Consider the following 12,797-nt stretch of genomic DNA (forward strand, 5'->3'; position numbering starts at 1 on the left):
ACGCCAATCATGCACTCCGATCAAGGCTGGCAATACCAGACCCGTGAATACCAGTCTCGGGTACATGCTATGGGGATCGTTCCCAGCATGTCTCGTAAGGGTAACTGTCACGATAATGCGCCAATGGAAAGTTTCTTCAATCTGCTCAAGCATGAACGGATCAATCGGCAACCCATCAAAGATCTTTCAGAGCTGAAACAAGTCGTGACTCACTACGTCACGTGGTTTAATCATGATCGCATCTCACTCAACAAAAACGGCCTGACTCCGATCGAATACCGGACTCAGGCCGCAGCGTAATTATTTTTCAAACTGTCTAACTTTTTTGTTGCACTTCACCCCAGGTACCTCGCTTTTTTTTAGTTGAGCAGTTCATTAATTTAGAAAAGTCGGCTGACGATGGATTGCCGAACAAAAAAGTATTATCGGCTTATTCCGGAATCTTTGGTGCCGCCGTCATTTCACTCTCCGGCCGAGTCATGCCCTCTGGGAACGGCATATCCTTGCTCTTCACCGGAATATCCGGCAGGGCAATTGGAAAGACCTCAACCGGTAAATCAGCATCCTGGCCGCAGGATTGATAGGTCTTCAGCAGTCCTAATTTGATAAAGAGAGTTTGCTGATAAGCAATGCGCGCGTTCCACTCCAGTGTCTCCAGGATACGGGCGCCGATGTGCAGCTCGGATGCGGTGATTACGACGCCGTGGCTGTTGAGCAGAAAGACGTTTTCGACTGCTTTATCACCAATCTTACTCAGGGCGTCTTTGACGATTTTGGCCAGTTCAATGGAAGTGGCCGGGGCATAGGGCAGGGTCCGAATGCGACCGAGTTCCCGAGTAGATTCGGTAACATTAGGCATTTCCAGACCGCTGGTGGCCCAGAATAGCGATTCCGGGGCATGGGAGTGGATCACTGTGCGAATACCAGGGTGAGTCTCGTAGGCCCCTTCGTGCAGGTTGATTTCCCGAGTGACCACGCCGACACCGTCGACTTTTTCTTTACTGACCGCATCGACGACCAGGATCTGGGCAGCATGCAGGTCACCGTAGAAGGTCTCGGCCATGAAGGTGGGGGTAATTAGGATATAGGGATGCTCGCTTTGGTCGAACACTTTAACGGAGAGGTTGCCCCCGGCAATATTAGTATCTTTCCGATCGAACAGCAGGCGGACAGTCCGGGCCAGGTCTTCACGTTCCTTTTGAAACATCATTTCCATTGTGTTTTCCTCCAGTTCTGTTGGATGCGATAGTTGGTGCCATCCAATTGCGCTTTTGGCTTAATTATAAGCGCTTACAGACAGCTTGCGGGAGTCAGCTCAGCAGGTTGGATAACGTGCAGAGAAACTGACTGAATCCGTCATCAATCGTCAAAAAAGCTCACTTAAAATCATTTCACAAGCTTAGACTGTGGGAATTATTACGGAGACGGTATAATCATGGTGAGGTGATGAACTTGTATAAAAGCGAACGAATATCCAAAATCCTAGAAATTTTGGAGAAAAAAAAGGTCGTTTCAGTGGCGGATTTGCAGAAACAGTTGTTTGTAAGCGATTCGAGTTTGCGCCGGGATTTGGTGGAATTGGAACGCACCGGCAAGATCAATCGCGGTTATGGCGTTGTCGAACTCGCTCGGGCCGATAACGTGGAACTTTCCTATATGTTTCGCGAACAGGAACACGAGGCCGAGAAGAAGAAAATCGCCGAAATTGCCAGTACATTTTTGACAGATAATCAGGCCATCTTTATTGATTCCAGCAGTACAGCGTCTTTCTTAGCACCATATTTGAGCGTCCTGCATAGTGCCATCGTGATTACCAATGGCTTGCGGCTGGCAGTGGCCTTGGATAATATGCCCGCGGTGAAGACGTATGTGACCGGCGGGCGGTTGAAGAGCGGTTCTGGGTCGCTGCTGGGGGAAACAAGTGTGGACTATGTGGATAACTTCACGGCAGATCTCGCCTTTCTTTCTTGCACCGGAATCACACCCACCCATATCTATATGTCCAGTGAATCGCAGGCTATCTTGAAAAAAAAGATGATGGCCCATGCTGAGAAAACCGTGCTGCTGGCAGATCATTCCAAGTTTGGCGCCCGCAGTTATTACCGCTTGGCCCGCACAGAAACGCTGGAGGCAGTGATTACTGATGAAAAGCCGGGGGCAGACTTCGTGGCGAACTTGGAGGCCAATGAGGTGGAATTGCTTTACGGCAATTGACGATTGTTGGCGATTGATGGTGGTCAGTAGGCCGAAGTGTGACGGATTACCAAGTGAGCGCCGGTTTCTTTTCCGCCTAAATGTAAGGGGTTACACTATAACTAGTAAACTGGTTGAAAATATAAGGAGGAATTATCAGCATGTTGCAAGTTGAGTATCCAAAAATTGGTATTCGCCCGACGATCGATGGCCGGGAGCGGGGTATCCGCGAGTCATTGGAAGATCAAACCATGGCGATGGCCCACCAAGTGGCCGCGCTGATCCATGAGCAGTTGCGGTATCCCGATGGTACGCCTGTCGAAACGGTAATCGCGGACAGCACGATCGGCGGCGTGCGGGAAGCCGCAGCGGCGAAGACGAAGTTCGACAAGGCCAATATCTGCGGCACGATTACGGTCACCCCGTGCTGGTGCTACGGCAGCGAAACGATGGATATGTCCCGGGATCTGCCCCACGCCATTTGGGGTTTCAATGGGACCGAACGGCCGGGGGCGGTTTATTTGGCCGCCGTGCTGGCCGCCCATGCTCAGAAGGGAATTCCGGCTTTCGGTATCTATGGCGAAGATGTGCAGGATAGCGACGCCGACCAAATTCCCGCTGATGTGGCGAAGAAACTGATTCGTTTCGCCAAAACGGCGTTGGCCATCGGCATCATGCGCAACAAGGCCTATTTGTCCATCGGTAGTGTAGCTATGGGCATTGCCGGGTCAACAGTGAATCCGGATTTCTTCCAGGATTATCTGGGGATGCGCAATGAATATGTGGATATGTCCGAAATCACGCGGCGCATTGATGAAGGTATCTATGACCATGCAGAATTCGATAAGGCGTGGGCCTGGGCGCAAGAGCATACGCCGGTTGGGCCGGATATTTACAATGCTGATGATCCGAACAAGTTCTCGGATGCCCAAAAGGCTGAGCAGTTCCAGACCAGTATCAAGATGGTCCTGATTGCCCGAGATCTGATGGATGGTAATGAGAAACTGGCTGAGGAAGGCTTTGGTGAAGAGAGCAAAGGTCATTATGCGATCGCGGCCGGCTTCCAGGGTCAGCGCCAGTGGACCGACCATTTCCCGAACGGCGACTACATGGAATCCCTGCTCAATAGTCAATTTGACTGGAATGGCATTCACGCGCCCAATGTGTTCGCGACGGAGAATGATAGCTTGAACGCGGTGTCCATGCTGTTCAATTATCTGCTGACGAATACGCCGCAGATTTTTGCCGATGTGCGCACCTATTGGAGCCCAGAGGCCGTTAAACGGGTCACTGGTGAGACTCTGACTGGCAAGGCGGCTAATGGTTTCCTGCATCTGAGTAATTCCGGTGCGCAATCGCTGGATGGTGCTGGTTACGAAGAAATTAACGGCCAACCGGCAATCAAACCGTTTTGGGATGTGACCCAGGCTGAAGCGGATGCGGCATTGCAGAACACGCGCTGGATCCCGGCTAATATTGGTTACTTCCGGGGCGGCGGTTTCTCCAGTAATTATGTCAGCCGCGGCGGCGCCAACGGCATGCCGGCAACGATGACCCGGTTGAATCTCGTCAAGGGCGTCGGTCCAACGCTGCAATTGGCCGAAGGGTACATCGTTGATTTGCCGGAGAAAGTTTTCTCTGTGATCAATCAGCGGACTGATCCAGGCTGGCCGTCCACCATTTTTGTACCAACACTGACGGGTCACGGTGCCTTCAAGAGTGTGTATGGTGTGATGGACAATTGGGGCGCCAACCACGGGGCTATTTCTTACGGCCATATTGGCGCTGATCTGATCACCCTGGCATCAGCGTTGCGGATCCCGGTTTATATGCATAATGTCGCTGAAGAGGACATCTTCCGGCCTCGGGCCTGGAGCAACTTTGGCACGGAAGAGGCAGAAGGAGCTGATTTCCGGGCGTGCCAGAACTTCGGCCCGCTCTATCACTAAAAGCAATTAACAAGGGGGACAGGGCAATGCGCGACATCAATCTGATTGCGGTGGATCTAGGGGCCAGTTCCGGCCGCATTGTCTCGGGCGAATTCACCAAGAATGGCCCGGAAATCAAAGAAATCTTCCGCTTTGGCAATCGGCCGGTGCACATTGCCGGCGGCTTATATTGGGACTACATGAAGCTGTTCCAAGACATCAAGTACGGCTTGAACATGGCGGAGAACGAAGTGGGGGCGCTGGCCAGCTTCAGCGTGGATACCTGGGGGGGGTCGATTACGGACTGCTGTCGCGTTACGGCGAAGTGGTGGCTGCGCCCCATAGCTACCGCGATCAGCGTACGACCGTTGACCTCAGCGCCTTTGGGCAGCTCATGCCCGCGGCTCAGCTGTTTCAGACCACCGGGGTCTATCCCCAGCAGATCAATTCCAATCTCCAGCTCTTCAGTGATTTGCGCCGCTACCCGGAGTATAGCGGGTTAGTCGCCCAGGTCCTGTTGATGCCGGACTTCATGAATTATCTATTCAGCGGTATCGCGGAGACAGAGTATACGATTGCCTCCACGACAGGTCTGCTGAATGCAGAAAAGTGGCAATGGGATATACCGCTGATGACGAAGTTGGGGATTCCCACCCCTTGGTTCGGCAAACCGGTGGTCGGCGGCCGAGTCCTGGGACCAATTTTACCTGCGATTCGAGAAGAAATGGGGCTCACGAGTCCCTTGCAAGTGGTGATGGGTCCGGGGCATGATACGGCAGCCGGATTGTTGGCGGTACCGCTCATGCGTCACCCAGACAAACCCACGGCTTTCCTCAGCAGCGGCACCTGGTCGATCATGGGAATTCCCACTAAAGCACCGATTACCAACGATACGGCCTTTGCTAATGGGCTAACCAATGAAGGTGCTTTTGACGGCAGCAACCTGCTGCTGAAGAACCTGACCGGCCTCTGGATCATCCAGGAGCTCCAGCGGGAATGGTCCCTGAAGGGGGACAGCATCAGCTTTGAGCGCATGACCAGCGAAGCAGATCATGCCACTAGCATTCACGCGTATATTGATACCGGCGCCGACGTCTTCGCTCAACCAGGCGGGATGAGTGAAAAAATCCACGACTACCTCATCAGCACGCTTCAACCATTGCCTAAGACCCGGGGTGAACTGATTCGCCTGGTGTTAGAAAGCATCGCGTATAGTTATCGGGATACCTTGGAAAAAATAGAAGAAGCTGCTGGCGTGCGGGTGGAACAAATCGCCATGTTCGGCGGCGGTATTCAAAACCGCGTACTGGTGCAATTGACGGCGGATGTCACGGGGCTGCCGGTGATCACTGGCCCGATCGAGGGGAGTGCCACAGGCAATCTCGTTGCCCAGCTCCAGGTGCAGAATATGGCCACTGATGATGAAGTACAGGAAATTGTGACCGCGTTGAGCGATGCCAAGCAGTGTCTGCCGACCGCAGAGAAGGAAGTCGACACGGCCTATCGATTGTACAAGAGTGCGATTGCCAGTCATCAACTTTCCTAAACATACAAAGAAGGCACTCGATTTTTTTGTCGGGTGCCTTCTTTGTATGGAAAAACAGGGCATTCATTAAAATGTTGGGAGGAAATTAATCTTCCCACGGAATAAAGTTGGTAAAATCCACGGTCCGCGGATCGTCATTCATCGGACCTTTGCCCTGCAGCGTCGCGATCTGCTCATGATCGTCAGCATCTAATTCGAAGTCAAAGACTTGTGCATTGGCGGCGATATAGTCCGGATGAATCGACTTGGGCAGCGGCAGGAAGCCTTCTTCCAAGCTCCAGCGGATCAGGATTTGGGCAGCGGAGCGGTTATGCTTTTTGGCGATGGCGGTGACAATGGCGTTATTCAACAGCTCACCGGTAACCAGAGGCGAATACGCCTCGTTCAGAATGTTGTTGGTCGTATCGTAGGCGACCAGTTCCTCTTGACGGTCAAAAGGGTTCAAGTAGTTTTGATTCACCGCCGGGACGACTTCCTGGGTTTTTGCCAATTCTTTCAAGTGGCGCACCATATAGTTAGACACGCCGATGGCTCGAGCAGCCCCGTGGGTGTAAAGATACTCCATCGCCCGCCAGGTAGTAGCGTTGAGCTTTTGCCATTCCTGATGGTGGTTGGCAATTTCGGCACAGTGGACTAAGTACAGGTCAATGTAGTCCAGCCCTAACCGTTGCAGTGAATCAAACTGGGCGTGCAGGACATCATCGTAATTCAAGCGCTGTTCGTTCCATAGCTTGGTGGTGACAAAGATGTCCTGACGGGGGACACCCGAATCCTTAATGGCTTTGCCCACGGCCTCTTCGTTACCATAAACGGCGGCCGTGTCGATATGCCGGTAGCCGATAGCCAACGCGGCCTTCACGGCGGTGTAAGCGTCATCAGGCTTAGCCTGCCAGGTACCGAAGCCAATGACGGGAATATGGACGCCGTTGTTCAATGTGTACGTGTCGGTTAATGACTGTGCTTTGATTTTACCCAATCCAATCGTCTCCTTTGTGATTGACTTGATTGTATCGGTAAAAATGGCGCAAAGTCAACGCGCGTACTTGGTGATGATCTCGGCCAGCACAGCGGCTGCGTTGGCAGTGCCAGTTTTAGCCGTATAGTACTGGTGAAAGCGGGAATCGGCGAGATACATTTGTGCCAAACCTTGATGAGCCTTGGCAGAATAAGTCGGCCAAGTATAATGCAGCCACTCCTTGTGCAAAGCAAATACTTGGTGGGCAGCGGCGGAGTTGATTGTGCCGCTTGCAGCGACTTGTTTCAGCAGCGTCAACATTTTTGCTTCAGTACGTTGCATGGCAGCATAATCGACGGCAGTTAACCCGGCATACTGATTGTTTGCGGCCGTCACTTGGTCTTCACCATACTTTTCGCGAATTTCGGGGCCAAATTGAGCATCGTTATCCGTAATCTGTTTCTCCTTGAAAGCAGCAAATTTTTCTTCATCTGTCATCGTGGGACCTCCTTGACTGAGTGTTTGATCTAGGTTGATAAGCAAGCGATTGAGACGATCTCGTTCTTGAACAATTCGGGTTCGTTGAGACTGTAGGGCGGTCTGCTGAATTGCTGGCGGGGCATCAAGAATCTGACGTATGGTAGTTAATGGCATACCGAAAAGGCGGAGAAACAGGATGCGTTGCAACCGGTCGACTTGTGCTTCGGTATATTCCCGATAGTCATTGTCTGGATTCCGCTGAGCGCTTAACAAGCCGGTGTTGTCATAGTAACGCAGTGTACGGGTACTGATACCGGCTAAGGCGGCTAGTTGTTGAATTGTGTAGACCATGGGATCATCCTTCCTTGTTGCTCACAGTATAGTGTATAGGTTGACGCAGCGGTAAGGTCAAACAAAAAAGAGACATGCCCGAAAAAATTCGGCATGTCTCTTCGTCGTTAAGGAGTCTAAAGCTGATTAGGCGTTAACAGTATTCTCTTCCTCGACCTTGTCAGTCCAAGGCGTCGCCGTTGTGGCCAAGACCTTGTTCAGACGCTCGATGTTAGCGCGTCCCTCAGTCTCCAACCACTTGCGGCCAGCCGCTTCGCCTTCAGCAGCGAACGGCTTGATCCCTGGCTTCCAAGTTGCCCGGCCGCAAAGGACACCATTGAAGGTAGACCCAGCGTCCTTGGCGAATTGCAGTTCCTTTAAGAACAGCTCGTTGGATACCCCAGCGGACAAGAAGATGAACGGTAAGTCAGTGGCTTCGCTCTCTTCCTTGTAGTACTTAGCGGCTTCTGCCTTGCTGTAAACCGGCTTGACGCCTTCGTCAGTGAAGCCTTCGACGAACTTCTGGTTAACCGGAACTTCCAGCTTCAAAACGGATACGTTGTATTGCGGCTTGCTGAATTCCTTAGTGGCAGCGATGACTTTGTGCGGCTTAACCTTGGCAAAGTCAGCGGCGCTGGCGTTCTCGTTCTTACCATCGTAAGTAACCAGCTCCAAGAACAGCGGCAGGCCGTTTTCCTTGGCTTCAGCACCGACCCGCTCAACAAAGGCATACTTGCGATCGTTGATGCTGTCGGGTTCGTCTGGATCATAGTAAAGCAGGAACTTGACGGCGTCCCCGCCCTCGTTCTTGATCCGCAGCGCAGATTGGTTGTCGATCAAATCAGGGAAGCGGCCGGGTTCAGTGGCATCGTAGCCGGTCTTCTCGTAAGAAAGCAGCAGACCGGACTGCGGGTCACGGACCTTGGTGGCCGGCAAGCCATATTCAGGGTCGAGCAGAATGGCACTGGCGTACTTGGTCAATTCGGCAGAAACGGCCTTCTTGAAGTCCACGATCTCGGTTTCGTTAGCGGGCTTGTTGCCGGCTTCCGCGATCATCTTCTTGATCGAACCCCGTTGGTCAATGGCCAAGGCAGAAATGACATTGCTGTCGTTAGACAGCTTCTTCAAGTGTTCCAACTGTGATGCATTCAATTTGACACTCATGAATAGAATAGCCTCCTATTGTAATTGCGTTTGTTTTCCCGAACCGCCTCTATTATAGAACAGGTTGGCGCTGACGTCACATATTACCCCCGATATACCCGGGAATGCACACTTTAGTCATGGTGAAAAGCCGCCACCGCCTGGTATGTTTGCTGCAATACCGGGTCTAAGGCAGTCCCACGGGGATAAATAAAGCCCATGGGCAGTGGGGTCAGGGTGTCGGCCAAGGGCAGAATGCGCCAGCGATGCGGATCTTGGCTGCGCAGAAAAGCAGCGGATACTAATCCCACGGCGTGGCTGTGTTGTACGACAGTGGCGATACTGTGGTAACTGCCTAGAGCGAGCTGGTAATGGGGAACCAGCGATTGGGCTTGGAAGGCATCGTCCAAAATACGCCGGACATAGAACCGGTCGGCCAGGACGGCCAAGGGTACGCGGCTTAAGTTAGCGAGGGTGGCCTTTTGCAAGGCGTTGTTATCCGGCGCAGTGATGGCCATGAGACGATCGCTGAAGAGGTAGTGGCTGCTGATGGCCGGATCATCCACGGGCAGAAAAGCGATCCCGGCATCCAAGGTATGATTTTTCACCTGGTCAATGATATCCGTGGTGGTCAACTCGCTCATTTGAATGGTGAGTTGGGGATAGGCATCGGCGATTCGGCCGATGATGGGCGAGAAAAGGTGATTGCCGGAGGCCCCAAGGCGCAGCGTCTGCCGGGGCGTGCGGGCCGTGACCGAGCGATTGGCATCATCAACGGCTTGGAGGATTTGAATCGCATGAAAGGTGAATTGTCGCCCAGCAGTGGTTAAGGCAATGGCCCGGCCTTGGCGATGGAACAGTTTGGTACCCAGGACACTTTCTAACTTGCGAATCTGCATACTCAGGGCGGGTTCACTGATATCCAGCCGTTCGGCGGCTTCACGATAATTAAGGGTCTGGGTCAAAATATTGAAATAGCGCAGCTAGGTGAGTGTCCACATGAAAGACGGCCCTCTTTCTAATTGATAATCGTTACTTATCGGTTACCAAGTATACGGCATATTGTTCACGGGTGCACGACTTAATATACTCAATGTGAAGTGAAAAGCAATCAATCGTAGACAAGAGTTATGTAAAGGAGCGTTCGTTGTATGCTTAACCGTCCGTTAAACCGCTGGGTCATGCTGGCCGCGCACGTCGTGATCAACTTCGTGCTGGGCGGCGTATATGCCTTCAGCTTTTTCAAGGGACCATTAATGGCTGAGTTCCATTGGGATCCGGCCTTATTGGCGCTGGCTTTTTCCCTGAATATGGGGATCATTCCGATACCGATGATTATCGGTGGCAAGATGATCGATCAGGGGCACGGGAAGGCGGCCATTATTATTGGCGGCATTCTGTTTTCCCTGGGCTTTATCCTGTCCGGTTTTGTCCACACCCTGCCAATGCTGCTGCTGACGTACGGCTTGCTGGCTGGATTTGGTTCCGGCCTCGCCTTCACGGGGAATTTGAATAATGTGATGAAGTTCTTCCCGGATCGCAAAGCCTTGGCGTCAGGAATCGTGCTGGCCGGTGTCGGTGTCGGCACCCTGTTGTGTACGGAGCTGGCCAAGTTCTTCTTGGCGCAAATGTCGATCACGAATTCGCTGCTGTGGCTGGGTATCGTGTATTTGGGCGTGCTGTTCGTCACCCAATTTTTCATCCGCTCAGCGCCAGCTAAGGGCAGCGGCGGAATTCCAGCCTCACCCATGGATCAAGATTGGCGCGGTATGCTGCAAACGGTACGGTTTTGGATATTGTTTATTATTCTCGCTGTGGGCTGTTTTGCAGGCGTGGTCATTAATTCAGCTTCTGTTCAAATCGGGACAGAACAATTCGGCTTGGCTTCCGGCGCTCTGGTGGTCAGCTTGGTGTCTATCTTTAACTCGATCGGTCGGGTCGTTTGGGGTGCTGTAGCCGATCGATTGGGCAACTACCGGACGCTGACTGTGGTTTACCTGAGCATGGCCGCCTTGATGGTGCTGCTTACGTTAGGCAGCGGTGCGGCGGCGTTCTACATTGGCGCTGTGGGGATCGGCTTTGTCTATGCCGGGGTACTGACCATCTTCCCGAGTCTGACTAGTCAAAATTTTGGAATGCGCAATCAAGGGATGAACTACGGCTTCATGTACGCCGGCTTCGGCCTGGGGTCGGTGATTTCGCCCTATGTCACGTCGGCGATCGGGGCTGGCGGTTCTTATAGCCCCGTGTTCATGCTGGCCATCTTCTTACTGGTTGGCGGCGTGGTCATGATTCAAGTGATGCAGCGGATGGGCCAGCGGGCCATTAATCAAGCAAAAGGAGCGGAAGTACATTGAAAATTGCAATTGCAGGTGCGGGCGCCATGGGCGGCCGGTTTGGGACGATGCTGGCGACGACGGACAACCAGGTCATGTTCATTGATCCCTGGGCTGACCATGTCCAAGCCATTAATGATCGGGGATTGCAGGTCCACGTGGGCAACGCAGTGACGCCTCATTGGATCCCAGCAGCCCTGCCTCAGGATGTCCACGGAAGCTTCGACCTGATTATCCTGTTTACGAAAGCGATGGGCATCGCCCCAATGCTGGAATCGTTACGGTCCATCATTACTCGTACGACCCACGTGATGGTGCTGGCCAATGGAATCGGCAACATTGAGCAGGTGGAGAAATTCGTCCCGGGGCGCCAAATTATTGCCGGAGTCACGGTGTGGTCATCTGAATTAGACGGCCCGGGCGAGATCACATTGACCGGTGCGGGCAATGTGACCCTGCAACCATTAGCCGGTCAAAACGATGACTTTTTCCAAGCAGTCTTGACGGCCTTCCATCAAGCTGGGCTGAATCCCATTGCGTCGGATGACGTCTTGGCCGCTATCTGGAAGAAGGCCGCCTTGAACTGTGTCTTGAACACTTATACGGCACTGCTTGATTGCAACGTTGGCGAATTTGGCCGCCTGCCGAATCATGAAACACTGATCGACGGTGTTTTGAACGAATTTGCCGTAGTTGCTCATCATGAGCACATTGCCTTTGATCTAGATGCGGCCCGCCAATTGATTCTGGCCCAGTTTGCGCCAGGAGGCAACAGTGCCCACTATCCGTCGATGTATCAGGACCTGGCGAAGGGGCGGCCGACGGAGATTGATTTTCTTAACGGCTTCATTGCCGCTAAGGGCGCGGCGTCCAATATTCCGACCCCGGTGAATCGCCTGTTGACGCAGTTGATCCATGGGAAGGAAGTGCTGTCGAAGCAATCGGTGAGGATTCCTGCGTAGTACAATACAAAGAGCGGCCTGACATCAGTTTAAATCGATGTCAGGCCGCTCTTCGTTTGAGACAGGTAATGCCAGTTCAATGGTGGGTGGAGTAAAGGTTAATTTGTTTGAGCCCGCCAGTAGCCATAATCAGTTCTAACCCACTGATTGCCACCAAGATTGAAGTATGTCCGACCATCTGCCAATGTTTGCGTACCATAAGTCAACCAAGAAGAGCGGGCAGGGATAAGCTTCAATACATTCAGATGAGAATCGTATACTGCAACCGACCAGTTAGCATTTTTGGGATAACGTACAGTGAAGATGCCGCGATCAGCAAAGGGGGACGTCGACACGTCGCTTGCTTTGACATACTGCTTACCGCCCAAGTTGTAGGCGATAATTCTGCCATTAGCGTCTTTCACAATACCATAATATTTCCAAGCCGTTGCAATAATGAGTGTTCGGCCTAGAGAGATACTGGTGGCTGAATCAGAATACAGCACCGCTCCCGCATTATTGATAACATAAACGACTCCGCTTGTCTTACTTTCGGTGGGGCCATTGACGGCCACCGTAATTGTACGAGTTAGTGTGGCCGTCCGCCCATACGCGTTCGTGATCGTGTAGTTAATCGTATAGGCACCTGCTCGGTTCGTATTCACGTTGCCGGAAATTTGCCAATCTACGCTTGGAATCGGCGTACTGTGCGTGCTGTCGGTCCAAGCATAGATACCTGTAATTGGATCAAAGGTAGTCCCCGAGTTGATGGTTGGGTCCTTGACGAACTCCTTGGTGAAAGTAAATTCCGGCGCTGGATAAATAATTGGCAAGACGTTAAGCACTGTGAGCTTAACAGTCTTGGTCTGACCATCGGCAGCAGTCAGGACAACATCATAGGTGCCCGCTTTTTGCATGTCGACTTTGGAGAGGTCAGCAGTCACA

At 52.4% G+C, this 12,797-nt stretch carries 13 protein-coding genes; 7 read left to right on the forward strand and 6 right to left on the reverse strand.

Annotation, left to right across the window (positions count from 1 at the left end; translation table 11 throughout):
* The coding region (locus H627_RS0114275) for an IS3 family transposase (protein WP_027829469.1) at nucleotides 1-300 on the forward strand (300 nt) is incomplete at its 5' end.
* 130 nt (nucleotides 301-430) lie between these two features.
* Here H627_RS0114275 and H627_RS0114280 read toward each other — a convergent pair.
* A complete protein-coding gene (locus tag H627_RS0114280; RefSeq protein ID WP_027829470.1) occupies nucleotides 431-1,216 on the reverse strand; it encodes a class II aldolase/adducin family protein in 786 nt (261 codons plus the stop codon).
* Between the two features lie 230 nt (nucleotides 1,217-1,446).
* On the opposite strand from H627_RS0114280, the gene H627_RS0114285 reads away from it, so the two are divergent.
* The 4 genes from H627_RS0114285 to H627_RS18570 all read left to right on the forward strand — a co-directional run bounded on the left by H627_RS0114285 (nucleotide 1,447) and on the right by H627_RS18570 (nucleotide 5,667).
* A complete protein-coding gene (locus H627_RS0114285) occupies nucleotides 1,447-2,214 on the forward strand; it encodes a DeoR/GlpR family DNA-binding transcription regulator (protein WP_223849920.1) in 768 nt (255 codons plus the stop codon).
* A gap of 140 nt (nucleotides 2,215-2,354) precedes the next feature.
* Complete coding sequence (locus H627_RS0114290) at nucleotides 2,355-4,142, forward strand: L-fucose isomerase (RefSeq protein WP_027829472.1); 1,788 nt, start codon at nucleotides 2,355-2,357, stop codon at nucleotides 4,140-4,142.
* A 26-nt stretch (nucleotides 4,143-4,168) separates the two neighbouring features.
* Complete coding sequence (locus tag H627_RS20750; RefSeq protein ID WP_155827951.1) at nucleotides 4,169-4,624, forward strand: hypothetical protein; 456 nt, start codon at nucleotides 4,169-4,171, stop codon at nucleotides 4,622-4,624.
* Nucleotides 4,516-5,667 (forward strand): rhamnulokinase, encoded by a 1,152-nt coding sequence (locus tag H627_RS18570; RefSeq protein WP_155827953.1) that lies wholly within the window; start codon nucleotides 4,516-4,518, stop codon nucleotides 5,665-5,667. Before H627_RS20750 ends, H627_RS18570 begins: the two co-directional genes overlap by 109 nt.
* Before the next feature lie 85 nt (nucleotides 5,668-5,752).
* Here the strand turns inward: H627_RS18570 and H627_RS0114300 are convergent, their stop codons facing one another.
* From H627_RS0114300 to H627_RS0114315, 4 genes are all read right to left on the reverse strand, one after another.
* On the reverse strand, nucleotides 5,753-6,643 hold the full coding sequence (locus H627_RS0114300) for an aldo/keto reductase (RefSeq protein ID WP_027829473.1): 891 nt from the start codon (nucleotides 6,641-6,643) through the stop codon (nucleotides 5,753-5,755).
* 54 nt (nucleotides 6,644-6,697) lie between these two features.
* On the reverse strand, nucleotides 6,698-7,453 hold the full coding sequence (locus H627_RS0114305; protein ID WP_027829474.1) for a MerR family transcriptional regulator: 756 nt from the start codon (nucleotides 7,451-7,453) through the stop codon (nucleotides 6,698-6,700).
* A gap of 126 nt (nucleotides 7,454-7,579) precedes the next feature.
* The gene (locus H627_RS0114310) at nucleotides 7,580-8,596 is read right to left on the reverse strand and encodes a tagatose 1,6-diphosphate aldolase (protein ID WP_027829475.1); all 1,017 of its coding nucleotides are present in this window, start codon (nucleotides 8,594-8,596) and stop codon (nucleotides 7,580-7,582) included.
* A gap of 113 nt (nucleotides 8,597-8,709) precedes the next feature.
* Nucleotides 8,710-9,558 (reverse strand): LysR family transcriptional regulator, encoded by an 849-nt coding sequence (locus tag H627_RS0114315; protein WP_258457787.1) that lies wholly within the window; start codon nucleotides 9,556-9,558, stop codon nucleotides 8,710-8,712.
* A gap of 168 nt (nucleotides 9,559-9,726) precedes the next feature.
* On the opposite strand from H627_RS0114315, the gene H627_RS0114320 reads away from it, so the two are divergent.
* Nucleotides 9,727-10,932: an L-lactate MFS transporter gene (locus tag H627_RS0114320; RefSeq protein ID WP_035441232.1), complete on the forward strand. Its 1,206-nt coding sequence runs from the start codon at nucleotides 9,727-9,729 to the stop codon at nucleotides 10,930-10,932.
* Nucleotides 10,929-11,873, forward strand: a complete 945-nt coding sequence (locus H627_RS0114325; protein WP_027829478.1) for a 2-dehydropantoate 2-reductase — start codon at nucleotides 10,929-10,931, stop codon at nucleotides 11,871-11,873. Before H627_RS0114320 ends, H627_RS0114325 begins: the two co-directional genes overlap by 4 nt.
* A 98-nt stretch (nucleotides 11,874-11,971) precedes the next feature.
* On the opposite strand, the gene H627_RS0114330 is transcribed toward H627_RS0114325, so the two are convergent.
* A partial coding sequence (locus H627_RS0114330; protein WP_027829479.1) for an immunoglobulin-like domain-containing protein occupies nucleotides 11,972-12,797 on the reverse strand: 826 nt, incomplete at its 5' end.

Source organism: Schleiferilactobacillus harbinensis DSM 16991 (assembly GCF_000425885.1).
Classification (GTDB): Bacteria; Bacillota; Bacilli; order Lactobacillales; family Lactobacillaceae; genus Schleiferilactobacillus; species Schleiferilactobacillus harbinensis.